This is a genomic window from Bradyrhizobium symbiodeficiens, from assembly GCF_002266465.3.
Lineage (GTDB): Bacteria > Pseudomonadota > Alphaproteobacteria > Rhizobiales > Xanthobacteraceae > Bradyrhizobium > Bradyrhizobium symbiodeficiens.
In genome coordinates this window covers 3,387,433-3,408,475 of record NZ_CP029427.2, presented here as the reverse complement: position 1 = coordinate 3,408,475, position 21,043 = coordinate 3,387,433, and the positions used below count along the sequence as shown (strand labels likewise).

The following is a 21,043-nucleotide window of genomic DNA, read 5'->3' as shown; positions in this document are numbered from 1 at the left end:
GATCGTCCGTGCTGGGCGCCAGCTCGGATTCAATAGGGGCCGGGAAGGCTCTAAACTGCCCGCAACTGATTCGCTGATCGGATCCCCTTTGGAAACCGCGCTCTACCTGCCCGTCAAACGCTTCCTCGAAGAGCTCGGCTTCACGGTCAAGGGCGAGATCGGCGGCTGCGATCTCGTCGGCCTCAGCGCCGGCGATCCACCTGTGGTGGTGATCGGCGAGCTCAAGCTCGCCTTCAATCTCGAACTGATCCTCCAGGCGGTCGACCGCGCGCCGGCCGGCGACGAGGTCTGGATCGCGGCAAAGATGTCGATCCGGGGCAAGGGGCGCGAGAGCGACGCGCGCTATCGCAACCTCTGCCGCCGCCTCGGCTTCGGCATGCTCGGCGTCACCGACCGCGGTCAGGTCGAGGTGCTGGTGAAGCCTCCGACCGCAGCGCCGCGCCGCGAGCCAAAGGTGCGCTCGCGCCTCGTCGCCGAACACCAGCGCCGCCAGGGCGATCCCGTGCTCGGCGGCAGCACCCGCGCGCCGATCATGACGGCCTATCGGCAGCAGGCTCTGGCCTGCGCCTCGGCGCTCGCCGACGGGCCGCGGCCCGTGCGCGAGTTGCGCGGGCGCTGCCCTGACGCCGGCAAGATCTTGCTTAACAATGTGTATGGCTGGTTCGAACGGGCCGACCGGGGAATCTACGGGCTCACCGAAGCCGGGCATGCCGCCCTGAAGCGCTGGCCGCAACAACGGATTGAGATCGAGGCCGGTGTCGCGTCACCGCCCTGACACCCGACCGGTGCATAGCTGAGATGCCACACCAAATTCATATTGCAATGCAACATTCCCGGCACTAGGTATCCCGGCATCAAACGAGGCCGTTATGAGCGCAGACTGGAATACCAAATATGGCACGCGGCGCGTCCGCCATGATCCGCCGACCTTGGACGAGGCGATCTTCGCCGCTATCGGCATCACCGACGATCAGGGACAGCAGGCCGAGATCGCCGCAGCCTTGATGGGGATGCCGCTCGATGTCGTGCAGGCCGAGGTGAAGAAGCAGGCGCGTACCAACAGCCGCATCACCGCGACGCGCGTGATCGCCGGCGAACAGGGCGCACAGCGCTCCGTCGTGGTCGAACGCCGCGTCGTCCGCCGTTTCGGCAACGACAAGCGCACCGGCACCTGAGCGCTTCATTCTTTGTTTCAAGGAAAAAGCGGACCGGTTAGCCGGTCCGCTTTTTTGATTCAGGCCCGCGGATGTCAGGCCGCGCGATTGCCGTACATGCTGGAGATCAGCTTCCAGCAGGTCGAGTTGAAGCTGATAAGAGCACGTCCCGCCTTGAACGGCGCTGCGGCAAGCTCCGCAAGCTCGTCCTCAGGCGTCTTCGCAAGATCAATCGTACCGGTGGACTCGCCATGGCGGAAAGCGAGATGCGCGCCGAATTTCCTGGCGAGCGCGCGCATGGCGTGATTCTCCGCGCCTGTGGTGATGCGCAGAGTCTTGTAGCCCTTCCAGCGCGCTTCGGCGATCAAGCGACTGAACAGCACGGTGCCGACGTTCTGGCGGCGCGCGGAGGCCTCGACACTGAAGGCGACTTCGGGGAGCGAGGCGCCTTCCGGCGGGTGCAACTCGGCCGCACCGCGGACCACGCCGTCGACGATATAGGCGACGATCACGGTGCCGTCCTCGGCGCAGCGGGCGGCGTAACGCTCGATGAAGCTGTCGTCGAGAAAGCCGTTGAAACGGTCGTGCCGGCTTTCGGCATCGAGCCTCAGCAGATGATCGCGCAAGAGCGGCAATTCTTCGTGCTGGATCAGGGTCCGCACATAGCCAGGAGCGGTGCGGACGGTTTCTTCAAGTACCACGTCAAAACTCCTCTTGGTGTCCCTCGAGGAGGCGTTCGAATCCCTAGACCTCCTATATTGTGCATCGCAACATCTTTTGCAAGACGAGGACCTGCCCAAGTTAAAGGCACTGCAAACGACTAATTCGTTAATAGAATCAAAGACCCGTAGTCTTACAGGACCAGCTGAGTCTGGGTGACCACGGCAACCAACTTGCCATCCTCAGTTTCCAACCGGGTGGTCCAGACCTGGGTCCGCCGACCACGATGGACCGGGGTCGCGGTGGCAATGACCGTGGTTCCCTCCTTGGCCCCACCGATGAAATTGGTCTTGCTCTCCAGCGTGGTCGTGCCCTTGGCGTCCTCGGGCAGGTTGATCACGGTCGCCGCCGCCCCGACGGAATCGGCCAGCGCCATCACCGCCCCGCCATGGATGGTGTGGTGGAGCGTACAGAGATCAGGCCGGACCATCATGCGCGCCACCACGCGGTCCTTCCCGGCCTCGATGAACTCGACGCCCTTGAGCTCGGCGAACGGCATCTTCATCGCTTTAAGCTTTTCGAGCGGCGTCATCGAAAGTCCTCCCAATTGATTGTTGTCCCAGCGTGAATTGCTTCGTGCGGCAAAGCAATGACGTCAGAGGTAATGGGCGGGCTGACATGGGGGCGCAGGGCAAATACTCTCGTGTCGCGGACGCGCTGCAACGCCCCAGCGTTGCTGCGCAGAGCCGGGACCCATCTCACGACGGAGCACGATGCGACATGAGCCCCGGCTCTGCAGCGCATCACGCCCCAAGTGCGGCGCGCCACGCTGCGTCCGGGGCGCGGCTTCGTTCACGTCACCGCGTTCACCACCTGATATTCCGGCCGTCGCCAGACCTCGCCCGCGATCACCTCCTCGATGATCTCGGCCGCACGGATAATCTCGCTCTCGCCAATGTACAGCGGCGTGATCCCGAACCGCATGATGTCGGGCGCGCGGAAGTCGCCGATGAGTCCGCGGGCGATCAGCGCCTGCATGGCGGCGTAGCCGCCGTCGAAGGCGAAGGAGACCTGCGAGCCGCGGCGCTCATGTGCGCGCGGGGTGACGAGCTTCAAAGTCGAGCAGCGCCGCGCCACCTCGGCGATCAGCAAATCACCGAGCACCAACGAACGCGCACGGACCTCTGCCATATCGACGCGGTCCCATATGTCGAGCGAGGCCTCCAGCGCCGCCATCGCCAGCACCGGCGGTGTGCCGACGCGCATGCGTTCGACGCCGCCCGCAGCCGCATAGCCCAGCTCGAACGCAAATGGTTTTGCATGCCCCATCCACCCCGACAGCGCGGCGCGTGCGCTGTCGGCGTGGCGCGGCGCGACGTAGAGGAAAGCGGGCGCACCCGGGCCGGCGTTGAGATATTTGTAGGTGCAGCCCGCCGCGAAATCCGCGCCGCACCCGGCAAGATCGACCGGCAGCGCGCCGGCGGAGTGCGCGAGATCCCAGACCGTGACGATGCCGAGCGCATGAGCCTTTGCCGTGAGCTTCGCCATGTCGTGGCGGCGGCCGGTGCGGTAGTCGATCTCGGTGACGTAAAGCACCGCGACCTCCTCCGACAGCGCGGCCTCGATCTCCTCCGGCGCCACTAGGCGCAATTGATGGCCGCGCCCGAGCGTCGCGATCAGGCCTTCGGCCATGTAGAGGTCGGTCGGGAAGTTGCCGGTGTCCGACAGGACGATCTTGCGGGACGCATTCATGTCGAGCGCGGCGGCGAGCGCCTGATAGACCTTGAGCGACAGCGTGTCTCCGACCATCACCGAGCCCGCTTCGGCGCGGATCAGCCGCGCGATGCGATCGCCGACATGGCGTGGCTGGGCATACCATCCTGCACTGTTCCAGGCGCGGATCAGCTCGTTGCCCCACTCCGTCGTGATGACGCGGTTGACCCGCTCGGCAACGCCGAGCGGCAGCGCGCCGAGCGAATTGCCGTCGAGATAGATCACGCCGTCAGGCAGATGGAATAGCGCTTTGGTGTCGTCATAGACGCGATATCTGGTCATGGATATTTCTTGGGCATTCTACAGAATCGTGCGGACGCGCCAGAGTTCGGGGAACAGCTCGACCTCCAGCATGCGCTTGAGATAGCTGACGCCACCGGTGCCGCCGGTGCCGCGCTTGAAGCCGATGACGCGCTCGACCGTCGTCACATGGTTGAAGCGCCAGCGGCGGAAATAGTCCTCGAAGTCGACCAGCTTCTCGGCAAGCTCGTAGAGCATCCAACGCGTCTCCGGCGCCTCGTAGACGATCCGCCAGGCCTGCAGCACACCCTCGTTGAAACTGTGGGTCTCGCGAACATCGCGCGCCAGCACCGCCGCCGGCATCTTCAGCCCGTTGCGGTCGGCGAGCCTGAGCACCTCGTCGTAGAGGCTCGGCGTCGCCAGTTCTGCCTCGAGCAGCTTCGTCGTCTCCGCATCGTGCGCGTGCGGCTTGAGCATGGCGTGGTTGCGGTTGCCGAGCAGGAATTCGATCAGCCGGTACTGGCGCGACTGGAAACCGGAGGACTGTCCGAGCTGCGAACGGAAACGCGTGTACTCGCTCGGCGTCATCGTGCGAAGAACGTCCCAGGCGTTGTTGAGCTGCTCGAAGATCCGCGACATCCGCGCCAGCATCTTCATCGCAGGCTGCACCTCATCTTTGGAGATGGCGCGGCGTGCGGCGCTGAGCTCGTGGATGGCGAGCCGCATCCACAGCTCCGTGGTCTGATGCTGGATGATGAACAGCATCTCGTCATGCGCTTCCGACAGGGGGTGCTGCGCGCCCAAAATCGCATCCAGCGCAAGGTAGTCGCCGTAGGACATCCGCCTTGCGAAATCGGTCTCGGCGCCTTCGCTGCTGGGATCGTAATCGCTGGACGTCATGGGCAGGCCCTTTCGATCAATCTTCCCCGGCCCGGCTTTGCTCAGTCGAGGCCGATCAGGCGCGCGGTGATCGGCGACGACGGATCCTTCAGCCCGTCGATCACGGTAAAATGGTTCAGGCCGGGATCGACGACGAGGCGCGTCGGCACGTCGAGGCCGGTCCAGACATTGGCCATCAGGTCGGACTGGCGGATGAATTCCGGCCGCTCGCTGCCGCCGACCCAGGCGGTGACGGGCGAATGCCCGCGCGGCAGATGCAGCGCCGCGCTTTCGAGCGTCGCCTCCTCCATGGTCAGGCCGAGCGTCTCGTTCATCTTCGTCTTCAGCAGCGGACGCAAATCATGCAGGCCGCTGATCGAGAGGGTGCCGGCAACGCGGTTGTAGACGGCCGGCTCAAGCCGGCTGTCGTCACACAGCATGCGCGTGACGAGGTGGCCGCCGGCAGAATGCCCGGCGAGCCGGATCGGCCCGGAGACGAGCGACGCCGCCTTGGCGATCGCCGCGGCGATCTCGGCGGTGATGTCGGAGATGCGGGCGGCCGGCGTCAGCGTGTAGCTCGGCAGCGCCACGCTCCAGCCATGGCGGCGCGCGCCTTCGGCCAGATCGGTCCAGGTCGACTTGTCGAAGCGCATCCAATAGCCGCCATGGACGAAGACGACGAGCCCGTTGCTGTCGCCGTCGGGCAGGATCAGGTCGAGCTTCTGGCGATCACCTGCGCCGTAGGCAATATCGGGTCGAAAATTCTCCAGCCCGGCACGATAGGCCGCGGCCCGCTCCGCCCACTGTGCCGGCGTCTTGTCCGAGCCAGGGATATGGGCCGAATTGGCGTAGGCATCATCCCAATCGCGCATTGTGACTTCCTCGACGGACCCAGGCCTTGTGGACTTGACGCCAGTCTGCCACTGCCGCGGTCGGCATCCTAGTCTTTATTTTAAGCTTAAAGGATTTGGGAGGGCTGGTGGGACGTTCCGTCATTGCGAGCGCAGCGAAGCAATCCGGCGAGCTGTCGTAGGGTGGGCAAAGCGAAGCGTGCCCACGATCTTTTCATGTCGGAAACATTTGGTGGGCACGGCGCAAGGGCGCCTTTGCCCACCCTACTGCACCGCGCATGGAGCGACGGCTTACGCCTTCTCCACCCCGCACCATTCCGCAATGAACAGCGCCATCGCCCAGGTCGTCTTCTTCAGCGACTCCAACTCGACGAACTCGTTGAAGCCGTGCATCTCGCCGCCGCTGGCGCCGAAGCACAGGCTCGGGATGCCGTGGTTGAGGCCGTAGAAGCGGGTGTCGGTGAGCGCGGTGAAGACGAGATCCTCCGGCATGCCGCCATAGACCTTGCCGAACGCCTTTGCAAACGCGGCCTCCGGCGCGGCGGCATCAGTCAGTTCATAGCCTTCCGACAGGAAGCCCGACCATTCGATCTCCGGCGGATTGTTGGCGAGGAAGCGGTGGTTACGCGCGGCAGCCGCGACGCAGGCCATGATCTCCTTCTGGTGATCGGCGATCGACCAACCTGGCAGCACTGCAATCCGGCAATCGACGTCGCACCAGGCCGGCACGCTGGAGGCCCAGTCGCCGCCCTTGATGATGCCGGGGTTGAAGTTGATGGGATGGTCGAGCGTCTTGAAGTGCCTGTCAGCTTTGGCGCGCTCGTTCCACTCGATCTCGAGCTTCTGCAGCGCCTGGATCAGATGATAGGCAGCCATGATCGCATTCGCGCCGGAGCCGGCAAAGGCGACATGGGTCGGGTGCCCCTTCACACGCAGGCGAAACCAGATCACGCCGACTTGCGAGCGCACCATCTTGCCGCCGGTCGGCTCCGGAATGAAGCAGGCGTCCGCGCGATAGCCGCGCTGCAGCGTCGAAAGCGCGCCGACGCCGGTGCTCTCCTCCTCGATGACGGATTGGAAGTGGATCCGCGCCGTCGGCTTGAAACCCGCGGCCTTGATCGCATCCAGCGCATAGAGCGCGCCGATGGTCCCCGACTTCATGTCGCAGGCACCGCGCCCGAACATCTTGCCGTCCTTGACGACGGGCGAGAACGGAGGCGTGTCCCACAATTCCAGGGGGCCTGCGGGCACCACGTCGCAGTGGCCCTGCAGGATCAGCGATTTGCCGGCGTTCGTTTGCGGGCGGTAGGTACCCACCACCGAACGCGCCTTGGAGAAGTCATGCTCGATCGGACCGAAGCCGCGCAGATCCTTGAGGTCCTCGACATCGATGTGCCAGTCGTCGACCTCGTAGCCGCGTTCGCGCAGGAGGTCGCCGATCATGTCCTGGCATGGCCCCTCCGCCCCGCGGGTCGAGGGGATCGCGACGAAATCGCGCGTGGTGGCAAGCTGGGCTTCGAAGCCGGCATCGACGGCGTCGAGAATCCTCTGCTGCGTTTCGGCATTCATCAGGCAACTCCAGGCAGTTCATTGGTCCCAAGGAGGCGCAAGCTAGCCGATTTCAGCCGTTCGGGTACTCCACAAAATATGCATCCCGCAATGCATCTTCGAGCAAGCGGCCTTCCGAATAGCCATTGAGCGTCGCGGGCCGGCCGACGCCGTCGAGCAGGCGCGGGCACGGCTCGGGCGCGCCGAGCACGGTGCGAACCGGGATGCGCTCGGCATAGATCGGCAACGCATAGTCCTCGTCGTCGTCGGCAACACCCTTGGCGCGTATCTTGGCCGAGGCTTCCTCGATCTCCATCGCAATGAAGGACGTCGCCTTGATCTCCTGCGTGGTGCTCGCCCGCAGGCTGGCGGTGCGATCCGGGAAGAAGCGGTCGACCATCGCGATCACCGCCCGCTCTTTCTCCTCGGCGTCGGTGACGAGATAGGCGGAGCCGAACGCCATCACCGCGCGATAGTCGGCCGAGTGATTGAAGCCGCAGCGCGCCAGCACGAGGCTGTCGAGATGGGCGACCGTGAGGCACACGCGCTCGCCCTTGGTCTGATTCCGCAGCATGCGGCTCGCGCTCGAACCGTGCCAATAGAGCTTCGTGCCTTCGCGCCAGAAGAAGGTCGGCGTGCAATAGGGCTGGCCGTCGATCACGTAGGAGACGTGACAGAGCATCGAGGAGTCCAGGATCCGATGGACGGTCTCGTGATCGTAGAAGCCGCGGTCGTGCCGGCGCTTCACCTGGTTGCGCGCCGATGTCGGATAGGAATTCGAAGTCTCGGTCTGGCTCACGGCCGCTCCTGCTCGGATTGGAAGAAATCTGGAAGTAGTTGTAGCGGCGCCTTTGGTCTGCGATAGTTCCAATTCCATGCGAAATATTCCAACCAATTCTCTGCCCTCGGCTACCAAGTCTTCCTTGCCGACCAAGACCGGGCTGCCGCTCGACCTTACCGGCCCGCACGTCACGCCCGCCGCCTCCGCCGCGCACCGGCTCTATCAGGCGCTGTGCGAGATGATCGTCTCCGGCCTGGTCAAGCCTGGCGAGCCGCTGCCGCCGTCGCGCACGCTGGCCACGCAGACCGGCTTCCGGCGCAACGCCGTCGTCATCGCCTATGAGCGCCTGATCGCCGACGGCTTCGCCGAGGCGACCGTCGGCTCCGGAACCTTCGTCGCCGCGCGCATCCCTGCGCGCACGGCCGAACCGAACAAGCCGAAAGTCATTGTGGAAACGCCGGGGCAAGGCGCGTTCGCGCTCGGCTGCACCCACATCGACGAACGCGCCGTGCAACGCTTCCGTGCCTTCGTCGGCCGGCGGATGCGCAACTTCGGGTCTGAGCATCTGCACTATGGCGATCCCCGCGGCAGCCGCGAGCTGCGCGCGGCGATCGCCGATCATCTGTTGTCGGCGCGCGGGCTGCGCTGCGATCCCGATCAGATCATGCTGACCTCAGGCACGTTGCACGCGTTGCGCATCGTGCTGAGCGCGATCCTCAAGGCGGGCGACCAGGTCTGGTGCGAAGACCCCGGTTACCCGGCCGCGCGGAAAACCATCGCGAATTGCGGCTATCGCGCCGTGGGCGTTCCCGTCGATGAGCACGGGATGCGGGTCGCCAAGGGCCGCATCGCCGGGCCGGCCGCGCGCGCGGCCTATGTCACGCCGTCGCATCAGTTTCCGCTCGGCGTGCAGATGTCGATGCCGCGGCGGCTCGAGCTTCTGGACTGGGCGAGGCAGGCCGGCGCTTTCGTGCTGGAGGACGATTACGACAGCGAGTTTCGCTATGACGGCGCGCCGCTGATGTCGCTCGCCGGCATCGACCGCCTCCAGCGCGTGATCTATCTCGGCACCTTTGCCAAGACGCTGTTTCCCGGCCTGCGCATCGGCTATTGCGCCCTGCCCGAACGCCTGATCGCGGACGTGACGGCTGCGCGCGCGGCGCTTGACCGCTTCCCCGGGACGCTGATGGAAGGCGCGGTAGCCGACATGCTCAACTCGGGCGCGTTCGCCGCGAACCTCAAGCGCGTGCGAAAGCTCTATCGCGAAGCGCGTGACGCATTGGCGGAAACGCTGGAGGCTGAGTCCGACGGCGCGCTGTCGGTACCGGTGCCGTCACAAGGCCTGCATCTCGTCGCCCGGTTCGATCGCTCGGTCGACCTTTCCGTGGCCGCGCGGGCCAAGCAGGCGGCCGGCGCGGAAGGCTGGCTATTGGCCGACACCTATTCGCGCGCGCGACCTCTGCCCGGCTTCGTGCTGGGATTTTCCGGCCATGCGGTTCCACAGCTCGTCGCCTCCGCCGAACGGCTCGCGCGGGAATCGCGCGCAGCCCTGCGCACCGGGAACAGATCGGCCCGGCAGACCTGACGAAGGTTCACTATCAGAATCGCAAGCCCGTTTTTACACTGCGGTATCAATGCCGGGATCTTTCGCCATGCTTTTCCGCCGTGCTGCTTGCCTCTCGGTCCTGATCTCCGCCGCCCTCGTGACGACGGCGCACGCCGTCACGGTCGGACGCGAACAGGACATCGTCGACCTCAAGCTGGGTCAGCGCGTGCAGGTGGACGACGGAACCTGTCCCGCCGGACAGGTCAAGGAAGTGCGCGGAACGAAGATGACAGAGAAGGGCGTCGCGCGCACCGCCGCCTGCGTGCCGCGCTACGGTCCGAAGACGAGATAGTTACTGCTTCGCCGGGTCGAACATGCACTGCAGGGTCGGCTTGGCGATCTTGGTGAAGGTCGGACCGATCTCGCCCTGCTTGGATGCCGGCACCCAGTCGGTCTCGATGGTGGGCACGCCGGTCTCGCTGATGCCGCGCAACAGCGCTTCGCGCAGATCGCGGTCCTCGACGGCGGCTGCGGCATGATCGTGCAGGCAGCCGCAAACTTCCTCGGGATGTTCCCACCGCCCCAGCATCCGCGGCGCACATTGGCGCACGAATTCAGTGCGGGGATCCGGTAACCTTGAGGGCGCGCGCACCTGTGCCTGGGCGGCATTGATCGTCAGAACAGACACGAACACAGCGGCGCAAAATCGAACGATCATGACGGCCTTTATCGGCTGATTTTCTTGGTGTTGATCAGAAGCGCGCGGCGACCACGATCGACTGCGTCGCGGCGGTCGTGATCGGCGAGCCGCTGTACTGGAAAGTGCCGACACCGGGTATACTGCCGTCCGGCGAGCCTGCGAACGAAGAACCGGCAACAACGAAACCAAAGGCAAGGATGAAGCTGAGCGCGCGCATGGTCTTGTCTCCGAGTTCCGGTGGCCGGCGGTGCGCCGTTCGTCGTTGTGAAGCTGATAACCATGGGCGGTTTCGCCCGTGATGCGCCAAAAGCGCAAAATGGTTTCATCTTGCGTGAGAATTGTTTCGTCCGGCCCGAGACGACGACACATTTCGCCGGAAAGACCAATCATTTCAGATGGGTCTCCCCGCAGCTCAAAGTAGCCTGCCAGGTTCCGGCTGCTGTGCGCGAATACTCCGGAGGCATCGGCCGTCATGCTCCCGCCTCACCGGCTTCACACGCATTTTACGTTTTTCTGCTGAATGGAGCGGCAAACGAAGGCTGGGTCGAACCGAGGGCGCATCGGCCGCGACCCAAGCCTCGAAGCCAGGACGCCCGGATCACCGGGCGCGTTCACTTGAGGGATGGCCATTATGGTGGCGCAAGATCGCGCAATGCCGCGCGAGGCGGAGCAACGGACCGACCGCGGAGATCACCGATCGAGTCGCGTCGCCTCAGCCGGCGCGATGTCGCTGCAATCCGGCCGCGGCTTTGAAGCCGTGCCACAAGCGTTCGTGCGGCTGACCGGCTCGCACCTCGTCAAACCGCAGTCCCGCCGCGCCGAGTGAAGCGCCAACGCGTCACTGCGTGAAGAACTCGCCGCATTTCTGCACGTTGGCGTCTGCCGGCCCCCACGGCATGATCGGCACGCTCGAGGTCGAGTTCTTCGGCGAGCCCTCGATAATCCTGTCCGAATAGACCATGTAGACCAGCACGTTGCGCTTGGTGTCGCAGCCGCGCACGATCTGCATCTTCTTGAAGAACAGCGAGCGGCGCCGGCGGAACATGTCATCGCCCTGCTCCATCTTGTTCTTGAACTTGATCGGGCCGATCTGACGGCAGGCCAGCGAGATGTCCGAAACCTCCTCGGCAAGGCCCAGCCAGCCCTTGAAGCCGCCCTTCTCCGGTACGGTGAAATGACAGGCGACGCCCTCGACTTCAGGATCGTCGAGACCATAAGTCGCGAGTTTGTCGTTCGGGCTCATCCATTTGAACACGGTGGAGCGGCGGAAGATCAGATCGGGCTCGTCGGCGGCCGACGCGGACACTGCCGGCACGACCAGGGCCAGGAGGAGGAAAGCAAAGCCTTTCAAGCGGATGCCGGAAAGACCGGGGAAACGAGATGACATGAAGTTCTCCGGTAACAAGTCGCCACAATGTAGGTATGAGACAGCCGCTCAGGAAGACGACGGACCGACGGCGCGGCCGCCGTTTACCGCTCCGTGAGGCTTTTTTGCTACGACTTGGACAAAAGTAGCTGATGGCAGAACCGCCATGCTGGTGAACGCGTATCCCCTTTGCGAGACTAACGTCTGATTTGGATTATGGATTCGAGGATGAACAGCGTGAACGGGTCGAGTTTTTCTGCCAAGCCGGCGCGGCTGTGGCAGGTCGCTATTGTGACGGCGGCGGCTGCGATCGGCGCGACCAGTCAGGCAGACGCAGCATTTTACTATTGGACGGATTATCCCGACGGATCCTATTACACCCGGCAGAACCGGCATCCCGAAATACCGCGCCAGAAGCCGCAGAAGCACGGCGCTGGCGCCAAGAAACAGGTTGTCGCCGAGAAGGCCGGCAGCAAGCCACAGGGGCCGCTGGTCATCGTAGTCTCGATCGACCGGCAGAAGGTCACGGTCTACGACACCAACGGCGTGTTCGCGGAATCGCCGGTGTCGACGGGCATGAAGGGCCATTCGACGCCGATGGGTGTGTTCAGCGTCATCCAGAAGCACAAATTCCACCACTCCAACATCTATAGCGGCGCGCCGATGCCGTACATGCAGCGGATCACCTGGTCCGGTGTCGCCATGCATGCCGGCGTGCTGCCGGGCTATCCGGCCTCGCACGGCTGCATCCGCATGCCGATGGCGTTCGCGGTGAAGATGTGGAATTGGACCAGGATGGGTGCCCGCGTCATCGTCGCGCCCGGCGAGATGTCACCGCACAGCTTCTCCCATCCCCTGCTCGCCTCCTTGCGCGTGCCGCCACAACCCACCGCCAGCCTCGAGCCGCAGACCAATGTCGGCGACAAGGGCGCCGCGCAAACCAAAGCCGCCGAAGCCAAACCGGTCGAAACCAAGCCCGTCCAAACCAAGACCGCCAGCGCCGACAGCGTATTGGAGCTGCGCACCTCCCTCGGTCACACCGTGATGTCGGATGTGACCACGGGCAATGCGGCAGCCCACGAAGAAGCCACCGCGTTGGCCGACAACGCCAGGACGGCCGAAGCATCGGATGCAGCCAAGCCTCCGGCGAATGACGTTGCCAAGCCGGTGAACGCAGACAAGCCTGCCGACAAAGTCGAGGCCGTCAAGAGCGAGCCGGCCAAGACGGACGCTGCGGACTCCGCGAAGACACCCGATGCACCGGCACCTGCGATCGCCGCCTCGCCCGACGCGAAGAAGGACGAGAGCCGTGTTGCCGAACCGGCGCCGGCCGCAAAGCCGGAAGCGCCAAAACGGGCCGGACAGATCGCCGTCTTCATCAGCCGCAAGGATTCCAAGCTCTACGTGCGGCAGAATTTTGCGCCGCTGTTCGAGGTGCCGGTCACCATCGCCACGAGCGAGCGGCCGCTCGGCACGCATATCTTCACCGCCGAACTCGACAAATCCGATTCCAATGCGCTGCATTGGTCGGTGGTGTCGCTGCCCGTCTCCGCCCGCTCCGCGGCCCGCGATGACGACGGTCGCCTCACGCGCCGCCAGCGTGGCGTGGCCGTGATCCCCGTCGCCGCCAAACCCGTGGTCACGCCGGACAGCCCGGCCGCGGCCCTCGACCGCATCTCGATCCCCGCCGACACCATGGCGAAGATCAACGAAATGCTGACATCGGGCGGCTCCATCATCATCTCGGACCAGGGCATCAACCAGGGCGAGACCGGCGAGGGCACCGACTTCATCGTCCGCCTGTACTAAAGCGCTTTCGAGCGACGTGGATACCGGTTCGCGTCAAGAAAACGCGTCAACAGCTTACCGTTTCACGGCTCCCGATAACGCGGTGTTGACGCAGCAGGTCGCAGCGGCGGAGTAACATGCGGCCCGGATCATTTCGGGGGACGCCGTCATGATGAATCGCAGAACCATGCTCATAACCGCGCTGGCCGGCACGCTGGCGCCGGCAACGCGCGCGATTGCCGATAGCGGCATGAGCCGGATTTCGGCCTATGCCTTCTCCTTCCCCGCTTTGTCCGGCGACGCCATCCGCCTCGCCGCTTTCACCGGTAAGCCGCTGCTGGTGGTCAACACGGCCTCGCTCTGTGGCTACACGCCGCAATATGCCGGCCTGCAGGAGCTCTGGAACGAGTTTCGCGCGCGCGGGCTCACCGTGATCGGCGTGCCCTCCAACGATTTCGGCGGCCAGGAGCCCGGCGGCAGCAGCGAGATCACGGAGACCGCGCACCACCAATATGGTGTTACCTTTCCGATCACGGCCAAGGCCATCGTGGTCGGCGCAAAGGCTCATCCGTTCTACAAATGGGCCGCTGAGGCGCGGCCAAGGGAAGTTCCGCGCTGGAACTTCCACAAATATCTGATCGGCCGCGACGGCTATATCGCCGAGGTCTTTCCGTCCGCGGTCGAACCCGCCGACACACGGATCAAGACGGCCATTGCCAGGACGCTGGCCGACAGTTGATGCAAGGCGCGCCAATCCGGCTGGGCACAATTGTGGCAAGGTGCCAAACAGCCGTTGCAAAGGCGATGGCCCACCATCTAGGCTAGGATCGTTTGGGGCAGGATGGGTTTTGCCCGCGTCGAAAAAAGACGCGGCGGAACAACGGGATCAATCTCGAGGACAACACCATGCGTGTGGCGGCAGGACTGATTTTGGCAAGCGCGATATCGGTCGCGATGACCGGCGCAGCGTGGTCGCAGACGCCGGCGGCAAAGCCCGCAGCCGCGACGCAAGCCGCACCCGCGGCGACGGCGGCCGCAGCCGCGCCTGCGGCCGCTCCACCCGCAACTCCCGCGGTCGCCGCAGCACCAGCGGGCTTCGTCAATCCGCCCCCGCCCAAGCAGGCGCCGCAGCCGGCGCGCGCGGCCTGCAACACGCCCGGCGCGCTCGGTGTCGCCCGCACCGTCGAGATCGACACCACGGGCGGTCCCGGCTTCGGCTTCGAGCATTTCAAGGAGCTCGACTTCCTGCGCGACAAGGAGGTGGTGCTGACCTTCGACGACGGCCCTTGGCCGCGTAACACGCCCGCCGTGCTGAAGGCGCTCGCCGACGAATGCACCACCGGCATCTTCTTCTCGATCGGCAAGCACGCGACCTACGAGCCGGAGATCCTGAAGCAGGTCTACAACGCCGGCCACACCGTGGGCACTCACACCTGGTCGCACGCCAACCTCAACAACAAGAAGCTCACCGAAGCGCAGCGCAAGGAAGAGATCGAGAAGGGCCTTTCCGCGGTGAAATGGGCGCTCGGTGGCATCTCTCCCTCGCCGTTCTTCCGCTTCCCGGCGCTCCAGCATCCGCCGGAGATGGTCACCTATCTCGGCAACCGCAACACCGCGATCTTCTCCTGCGACATCGACTCCTTCGACTTCAAGGCCTCCAAGCCCGAGAAGGTGGTCGAGACCGTGATGAAGAAGCTCGACACCAAGGGCAAGGGCATCATCCTGATGCACGACTTCCAGAAGCACACCGCGGAGGCCCTGCCCGAGTTGCTCAAGCGCCTGAAGGCCGGCGGCTACAAGGTGGTGGCGATGCGCGCCAAATTCCCGGCCTCGTCGCTGCCCGAATACGACCAGGAGCTGCTCAAGGACGCCAAGCTGCCGACGGTGAGCCAGCGCCCGGTCAATTCCGTGGTGACGACCGTTTCCGAATAGACGGCATTGTCTTTCCGTATCGAAGGCTACGTCATCGTCTCCGCCGACGGCATGCTCGCCGACGCCGGCCATGTCATGCCCGACAGCCTGAAGTTCGACGGCGACAAGCTGTTCTTCGAGCAGGCGCTCGATCGCGCCGCGCTGATCGTGCACGGCCGCAACTCGCATGAGCAGCAGCCGAACTCGCCGCAGCGCAGGCGGCTGATCCTGACCCGCAGGATCAAGGCGCTCACCGTCGATCCGGAGATGCCGAACGCGATGCTGTGGAATCCTGAACAAGCGAGCTTCGAGGAGGCCTGCGCCTTTGCCGGTGTCGCCTCCGGAATGGTCGCCGTCATCGGCGGCCCCGTCGTGTTCGAAATGTTCATGGGCCGCTACGATACGTTCTGGCTGTCGCAAGCCCCGCATGTGCGCCTGCCCGGCGGCGAAGGCTGTTTCGTCGGGGTGCCAGCGCGGACGCCGCAGCAGGTGCTGACGTCGCACGGGCTGCAGCCTGATGCGCCGTATTTGCTCGACGCGGCGCATGGCGTGACCGTGACCCCGTGGCGACGAACGTAGGCCCTCAGACGTCCCCGTAGGCCGCCTCGGCCGGACGCGTGGTGCGGCCGTATCCCATGATCATGAACAAGGCGCCCATGATCGACAGGTTTTTCAGCGCGTCGACCACCATCCTGGCATTGTCGGGCGGCGCCTGGTTCCAGAAATCGTCGAACAGCACGGTCGCAATCGCGACGTAGATGATCATCAGCATTGCGAAGAACCGCGCGCCGAAATTCAGCGCGATCATCAACCCCGCTATGATCTCGAGACCGCCGACCGCGATCGCCAGCAGTTGCGGCGTGGTCATGGCAGTGGCCGTCTCGATTTGCTTGGCGTAAGGCGCGACGATGTCGGGCACCACCACCTTGGTGGCGATGAAGTCGGCAGTCGCCTGGATGGCAAAGAGCTTGGTCGCGCCCGTGTAGACGAACAGCACGGCGAACAGGATTCGCCCGAAAGTCACGAACGCTGGCATGATCGGCCTCTTGGCAAAGTGCTAAGCACGGAACGCACGTGGGATTATGAAGAGTCGTGCGCTGGTTTACAAACGGGGAAATGGAGAACTGAAAGTATTACAAGATTTGCGAGACGGGCGCGTAGTGGTTCTCCCTAGCGGAATCGAACCGCCTGGACGAATTCAACCACCACTCTCTCGGCGTCATGGCCGGGCTTGACCGCCATCCACGCCCGCGCAGGCGGGACAAGCCCGGGCATGACGAGTTCGGGGAATGTTGATCCCTTACGTGAACGAGCCCTTACGTGAACAACGTCGGCTGCCGCGCGGCGCGCTCCTGCGCTTCGACGACTGCGACGGCCGTCATGTTGAGGATGCCGCGTGCCGTCACCGAGGGGGTGAGGATATGTGCCGGGCGCGCCGGGCCGATCAGGATCGGGCCGACGGGAAGCGCGTCCGCCAGCGACTTGATCATCTGATAGGCGACGTTGGCGGTATCCAGCGTCGGCATGATCAGGATGTTGGCCTCGCCCTCGAGATTGGAGTGCGGCAGCACCATTTTCCGCGCGGCCGCCGAAAGTGCCGTGTCGCCCTGCATCTCGCCGTCGGCCTCGATCTCCGGATGCTTTTCCTTGAGCAGCTGGGTCGCGCGGCGCATCTTGCGCGAGGAATCGGTGTCGTAGCTACCGAAATCCGAATGCGAGACGAAGGCGATCTTCGGCTTGATGTTGAATCGCTGGACGTGGACCGCCGCGAGCGAGGCGATTTCCGCGAGCTCTTCCGCGCTCGGATTGGGCCTAACCTGGGTGTCGGCAATGAAGAAGGCGCCCTTGCTCGTGATCAGCAGCGCCAATGCCGCGTAGTCGCTGATGCCCGGACAGAATCCGACGATCTCGCGGACATGGCGCAGATGGCTCATATAGCGACCCTCGACACCGCACAGCATGGCATCCGCCTCCCCGCGCATGACCGCGAGCGCAGCGATCACGGTGTTGTTGGTGCGCACCACGGTGCGGGCCGCATCCGGCGTCACGCCGCGGCGGCCGGCGACCTCGACATAGGACTGCACGTAGGATCGGTAACGCGGATCGTCCTCGGGATTGACGAGGTCGAAATCCTTGCCGGCGCGGATCGAGAGGCCGAAGCGCTTGATACGGGCATCCACGACCGACGGACGGCCGACCAGGATCGGCCGCGCCAGATTCTCCTCCAGCACCACCTGCGTGGCGCGCAGCACGCGCTCATCCTCGCCTTCGGCGTAGATCACGCGCACCGGCTGGGTCTTGGCCTTGGCGAACATCGGCTTCATGACGAGGCCGGAGCGGAAGGCGAAGCGCTCGAGCAGCGCGGTGTATTCGTCGAAATTGGTGATCGGCCGCGTCGCGACGCCGGATTCCATTGCCGCCTTCGCCACCGCCGGCGAGATGCGCAGAATCAACCTGGGATCGAACGGGCTCGGGATCAGCGAGCCCGGGCCGAAGCCTTGCGTCTCGCCGGTGTCGAAACCCTGCGCGACGGCATCCGATGGCGCCTCGCGCGCGAGCTGCGCGATGGCCTCGACGGCCGCGAGCTTCATCTCCTCGTTGATGGCGCTGGCGCCGACATCGAGCGCGCCGCGGAAGATGAAGGGGAAGCAGAGGACGTTGTTGACCTGGTTCGGATAGTCGGAGCGACCGGTGCAGATCATCGCATCAGGGCGCACCTTGCGCGCCTCCTCCGGCATGATCTCGGGGGTCGGGTTGGCAAGCGCCATGATCAGCGGCTTGTCGCCCATCGCCTTGGCCATGTCAGGCTTGAGCACGCCGGGCGCGGAGAGCCCGATGAAGATGTCGGCGCCGCCGATGACGTCACCGAGCGTGCGCTTGTCGGTTTTCTGCGCATATACCGCCTTCCAGCGGTCCATCGTGGTGTTGCGGCCTTCGTGAACGAGGCCATCGATGTCGCAGACCCAGATGTTCTTGCGCTGCGCGCCCATCGACACGAGCAGATTGAGTGTCGCGATCGCGGCAGCTCCTGCTCCCGACGCCACGATCTTGACGTCGGAGAGCTTCTTCCCGTTGAGTCGCAGGGCGTTGGTGACGGCGGCGGCGACGATGATGGCGGTGCCATGCTGGTCGTCATGGAAGACCGGGATCTTCATGCGCTCCTTGAGCTGCGCCTCGATCTCGAAGCATTCCGGCCCGCGGATGTCTTCCAGATTGATGCCGCCGAAGGTCGGCTCCAGCGCCGCCACGGTCTCGACCACGCGCTCGATGGTATCGGCGGCGATCTCGATGTCGAACACGTCGATGCCGGCGAACTTCTTGAACAGGACCGCCTTACCCTCCATCACCGGCTTGGAGGCCAGCGGGCCGATATTGCCGAGGCCGAGCACGGCGGTGCCGTTCGAGACCACCGCGACCAGATTGGAGCGGATCGTCAACGAGGCGGCTTCGCCCGGGTTCTGGGCGATCTCCATGCAGGCCGCAGCAACGCCCGGCGAATAGGCCAGCGCGAGGTCGCGCTGATTGGCAAGCGGCTTGCTCGCCTGGATCTCGAGTTTTCCGGGGCGCGGCAGACGGTGATAGGCCAGCGCCGCCTGGTGGAGATCATCGGAATAGGACGACATGCGGTCTCTTGCCTCGCGTTACCGGCCTCAAACTACGGTGTTCTGACCGGTCTGTCGCGGGTCGCGGTATTCCGGGTCATGGAAACGGGATGAAGCACGCCGGGCGCCCCGGTGGCAACATCGGATTGCGACCCCATCAACAGGCCGCGCGGTCAAACATTTGAAAACCATAGCTTTCCATGGACCGCGCCGCGTTTTGCGAATATGGCAGGTTGCGCGGTGCAAAATGAGCAACTGGAGCTGAGAATGAAGCGGATTCTGGTCGGCCTGGTCGCACTCCTCGTGCTCGGCGCGGGCGGATGGTTCGGCTTCAATCTCTATGTCCAGCACCGGGCCACCGCCGAGGTCGAGACGGCGTTCGAACGGATGCGCTCCGGCGGCGGCAAGGCGAGCCACGGCAAGATCACGTTCGAACTCGCGAGCCGGACGCTGACGATCGAGGACATCAATGTCGAGCCCGGCGAGCCGCAACTCGCCAACGTCAAGATCGCAAAGGTCACGGCCGTCGGCGTAAGCCAACCGGATGACGCCCGTTTCTCGGCCGACAGCATTGAAGTGTCCGGGGTCGAGGTCGCCTTCTCGTATACCGAGCCCACAAAGCTGAAGGCGAACTACAAGATTCCGCAGATCAGCGCCCGCGATTTTTCGAGCCCGACCCGTGCAGACGGCGCTCCGTTGTCCGGCTCGATCATCGACATGTACCGCTTCATGCTCGCGCAATACGCGACCGTCTCGGCCTCCTCGATCGCGGTGCCGACCGTCACGGTCAACGTCGATGCGGGCACCGGCAATGCCGGCAGCGGAGATTACGTCTATGCGGGCCTGTCGGTCCAGAACGTCAATCGCGGCAAGATCGAAGCGGCAAAGACGGACCGCTTCACCTATTCGCTCGATCTGGCCCAGCCGGGCAAGCCCGCGAGAATGACCGGCGAGCTGTCCGGACTTGCCGCCTACGATTTCGACGCGACCCCTCTGAGGGCCGCGCTCGAACAGCAAGGGTCGAGCGACGACAGTTTCCACAAGGTCTATCGGCGCGTCACCGCCAATTCATATGTGGTGACGACGGCACCGGGCGTGCGCGTACAGGTTGACGGCTTCACCTTCGACGACATTGCGATCCGGCCTTCGAAATTCCGCCCGGCCGAGATCATCGCGCTGGTGCCGGCCGAGGGCTCGACCCCCACGCCGGCGCAGTCGCGCGACATCATGGAAAAGGTGGCCGACTTCTTCGAGGGCTTTCAGATCGCCAAGGCCGAAGTCGGCAAGCAGACGGTCGAGACGCCGCAAGGGACGGGACGACTCGATGCCGTCAAATACGACCAGGACAAGATTGCGCTGGAAGGCCTCGTCATGCCGCTGCCGCAGGGGCAGCTCAAGATGGAAAGCTTCGCTCTGAAGTCCTTCAGCGCGGCGAAACTGATGCGCTGGGCCGCAAGTCTTCGATCGCCCGGACAACCGCCCTCGCCCGATCAGATACTCGGCTTGTTCCGTGTGCTCGAAGGCGCAGAAATCAAGGGCGTGGTGGCGCCCTACAAGAACACGCGCCAGGTCGTCACCATCGACACGCTCAGCCTGAACTGGGGGCAATTGGTCGGCTCGATCCCAAGCAAGGCCAATCTGGTCGTGAAGATGGTCACTCCCACCGATCCTGCCAATTCCGCGCAGCGGCCGCTGATCATGGCGGGCGTGGAAAAGCTCGCGATCGACCTCGATCTCGGCGCCGCCTGGACGGAGTCGTCAGGCGCATTCGCACTTGCGCCGGCCACGATCGATCTTGGCAATCTCGCCAGGGCACAGGCCCGCTTCGCACTCGCCAACGTGCCGCGCAGCCTGTTCACGATCGACCCGGTGCAGGCGATGGGCCAGGCGGCGCAGGTCGAGACCGGTGCGTTCGAGCTCTCCTTGCGCGACAGCGGCGTCGTCGATCTCGTCGTGGCGCAGTTCTCGCGGATGCAGAATGTCAGCCGCGATGCCGCGCGCAGCGCCATCGTCGAGATGATCCGGGCGCAGGGCGAGAAGATCGCCGGGTCCAATGCCGATACCAGGGGCGCGGTGGATGCGCTCGCTGGCTTCGTCGAAACGCCGGGGCAGACGCTGACCATCAAGCTCGCGCCCCGCGCCAAGGTGCCGCTGCTGCAATTGATGCAGCTCGTCCAGAGCGACCCGGAGAGCGCACTCGCGCAGTTCAAGGTCGAGGCGTCGACGGGGCTTTAGAACTTTTCC

Annotated in this window: 22 protein-coding genes; 10 read left to right on the top strand and 12 right to left on the bottom strand. The window is 64.6% G+C overall.

Features of this window, described 5'->3' with window-relative positions; translation table 11 throughout:
• Positions 1–88 precede the first annotated feature (88 nt).
• Both CIT39_RS15620 and CIT39_RS15615 read left to right on the top strand, forming a co-directional pair.
• Positions 89–775 (top strand): DUF2161 domain-containing phosphodiesterase, encoded by a 687-nt coding sequence (locus tag CIT39_RS15620; RefSeq protein WP_094974453.1) that lies wholly within the window; start codon positions 89–91, stop codon positions 773–775.
• A 94-nt stretch (positions 776–869) separates the two neighbouring features.
• Entirely contained in the window at positions 870–1,175 is a 306-nt protein-coding gene (locus tag CIT39_RS15615) for a hypothetical protein (protein ID WP_028136768.1), read from the top strand.
• Between the two features lie 74 nt (positions 1,176–1,249).
• Here CIT39_RS15615 and CIT39_RS15610 read toward each other — a convergent pair whose 3' ends face one another.
• The 7 genes from CIT39_RS15610 to CIT39_RS15580 form a co-directional block, all read right to left on the bottom strand.
• Positions 1,250–1,855 (bottom strand): GNAT family N-acetyltransferase, encoded by a 606-nt coding sequence (locus CIT39_RS15610; RefSeq protein WP_094974454.1) that lies wholly within the window; start codon positions 1,853–1,855, stop codon positions 1,250–1,252.
• 152 nt (positions 1,856–2,007) lie between these two features.
• The gene (locus tag CIT39_RS15605; RefSeq protein WP_063194196.1) at positions 2,008–2,406 is read right to left on the bottom strand and encodes a PaaI family thioesterase; all 399 of its coding nucleotides are present in this window, start codon (positions 2,404–2,406) and stop codon (positions 2,008–2,010) included.
• A 260-nt stretch (positions 2,407–2,666) separates the two neighbouring features.
• Positions 2,667–3,869, bottom strand: coding sequence for a kynureninase (kynU, locus tag CIT39_RS15600; RefSeq protein ID WP_162308521.1), 1,203 nt, complete (start codon positions 3,867–3,869; stop codon positions 2,667–2,669).
• An 18-nt stretch (positions 3,870–3,887) separates the two neighbouring features.
• Entirely contained in the window at positions 3,888–4,727 is an 840-nt protein-coding gene (kynA, locus tag CIT39_RS15595) for a tryptophan 2,3-dioxygenase (protein ID WP_094974456.1), read from the bottom strand.
• A 41-nt stretch (positions 4,728–4,768) separates the two neighbouring features.
• Positions 4,769–5,578: an alpha/beta hydrolase gene (locus CIT39_RS15590; RefSeq protein ID WP_094974457.1), complete on the bottom strand. Its 810-nt coding sequence runs from the start codon at positions 5,576–5,578 to the stop codon at positions 4,769–4,771.
• Between the two features lie 270 nt (positions 5,579–5,848).
• The gene (locus CIT39_RS15585) at positions 5,849–7,126 is read right to left on the bottom strand and encodes an ArgE/DapE family deacylase (RefSeq protein ID WP_094974458.1); all 1,278 of its coding nucleotides are present in this window, start codon (positions 7,124–7,126) and stop codon (positions 5,849–5,851) included.
• A gap of 52 nt (positions 7,127–7,178) precedes the next feature.
• Positions 7,179–7,904, bottom strand: a complete 726-nt coding sequence (locus CIT39_RS15580) for a pyridoxamine 5'-phosphate oxidase family protein (protein ID WP_094974459.1) — start codon at positions 7,902–7,904, stop codon at positions 7,179–7,181.
• 76 nt (positions 7,905–7,980) lie between these two features.
• On the opposite strand from CIT39_RS15580, the gene pdxR reads away from it, so the two are divergent.
• Together pdxR and CIT39_RS15570 are read left to right on the top strand one after the other, a co-directional pair.
• Positions 7,981–9,471, top strand: coding sequence for a MocR-like pyridoxine biosynthesis transcription factor PdxR (gene pdxR, locus CIT39_RS15575; RefSeq protein ID WP_094974460.1), 1,491 nt, complete (start codon positions 7,981–7,983; stop codon positions 9,469–9,471).
• Between the two features lie 67 nt (positions 9,472–9,538).
• On the top strand, positions 9,539–9,784 hold the full coding sequence (locus CIT39_RS15570) for a DUF6719 family protein (RefSeq protein ID WP_094974461.1): 246 nt from the start codon (positions 9,539–9,541) through the stop codon (positions 9,782–9,784).
• On the opposite strand, the gene CIT39_RS15565 is transcribed toward CIT39_RS15570, so the two are convergent.
• Together CIT39_RS15565 and CIT39_RS15560 are read right to left on the bottom strand one after the other, a co-directional pair.
• A complete protein-coding gene (locus CIT39_RS15565; protein ID WP_094974462.1) occupies positions 9,785–10,150 on the bottom strand; it encodes a hypothetical protein in 366 nt (121 codons plus the stop codon).
• 34 nt (positions 10,151–10,184) lie between these two features.
• Positions 10,185–10,349 carry a hypothetical protein gene (locus CIT39_RS15560; protein ID WP_162848647.1) on the bottom strand — a complete coding sequence of 55 codons (165 nt, stop codon included), beginning with the start codon at positions 10,347–10,349 and terminating at the stop codon, positions 10,185–10,187.
• Positions 10,350–10,763: 414 nt separating this feature from the next.
• On the opposite strand from CIT39_RS15560, the gene CIT39_RS15555 reads away from it, so the two are divergent.
• A complete protein-coding gene (locus CIT39_RS15555) occupies positions 10,764–10,958 on the top strand; it encodes a hypothetical protein (protein WP_162308520.1) in 195 nt (64 codons plus the stop codon).
• Positions 10,959–10,970: 12 nt separating this feature from the next.
• Here the strand turns inward: CIT39_RS15555 and CIT39_RS15550 are convergent, their stop codons facing one another.
• Positions 10,971–11,519, bottom strand: a complete 549-nt coding sequence (locus tag CIT39_RS15550; protein WP_094974464.1) for a CreA family protein — start codon at positions 11,517–11,519, stop codon at positions 10,971–10,973.
• Positions 11,520–11,726: 207 nt separating this feature from the next.
• On the opposite strand from CIT39_RS15550, the gene CIT39_RS15545 reads away from it, so the two are divergent.
• The 4 genes from CIT39_RS15545 (at position 11,727) to CIT39_RS15530 (ending at position 15,776) form a co-directional block, all read left to right on the top strand.
• Positions 11,727–13,307, top strand: coding sequence for a L,D-transpeptidase (locus tag CIT39_RS15545; RefSeq protein ID WP_162308519.1), 1,581 nt, complete (start codon positions 11,727–11,729; stop codon positions 13,305–13,307).
• A gap of 148 nt (positions 13,308–13,455) precedes the next feature.
• Positions 13,456–14,025, top strand: coding sequence for a glutathione peroxidase (locus CIT39_RS15540; protein ID WP_094974466.1), 570 nt, complete (start codon positions 13,456–13,458; stop codon positions 14,023–14,025).
• A 167-nt stretch (positions 14,026–14,192) separates the two neighbouring features.
• Complete coding sequence (locus tag CIT39_RS15535; protein WP_094974467.1) at positions 14,193–15,218, top strand: polysaccharide deacetylase family protein; 1,026 nt, start codon at positions 14,193–14,195, stop codon at positions 15,216–15,218.
• Between the two features lie 6 nt (positions 15,219–15,224).
• Positions 15,225–15,776, top strand: a complete 552-nt coding sequence (locus CIT39_RS15530; RefSeq protein ID WP_162308518.1) for a dihydrofolate reductase — start codon at positions 15,225–15,227, stop codon at positions 15,774–15,776.
• A gap of 4 nt (positions 15,777–15,780) precedes the next feature.
• On the opposite strand, the gene CIT39_RS15525 is transcribed toward CIT39_RS15530, so the two are convergent.
• Positions 15,781–16,233: a DoxX family protein gene (locus tag CIT39_RS15525; protein WP_094974468.1), complete on the bottom strand. Its 453-nt coding sequence runs from the start codon at positions 16,231–16,233 to the stop codon at positions 15,781–15,783.
• 280 nt (positions 16,234–16,513) lie between these two features.
• On the bottom strand, positions 16,514–18,820 hold the full coding sequence (locus CIT39_RS15520) for an NADP-dependent malic enzyme (RefSeq protein ID WP_094974469.1): 2,307 nt from the start codon (positions 18,818–18,820) through the stop codon (positions 16,514–16,516).
• Between the two features lie 246 nt (positions 18,821–19,066).
• Between CIT39_RS15520 and CIT39_RS15515 the strand changes: the two genes are divergently transcribed.
• Positions 19,067–21,034, top strand: coding sequence for a hypothetical protein (locus CIT39_RS15515; RefSeq protein WP_094974470.1), 1,968 nt, complete (start codon positions 19,067–19,069; stop codon positions 21,032–21,034).
• Positions 21,035–21,043 lie beyond the last annotated feature (9 nt).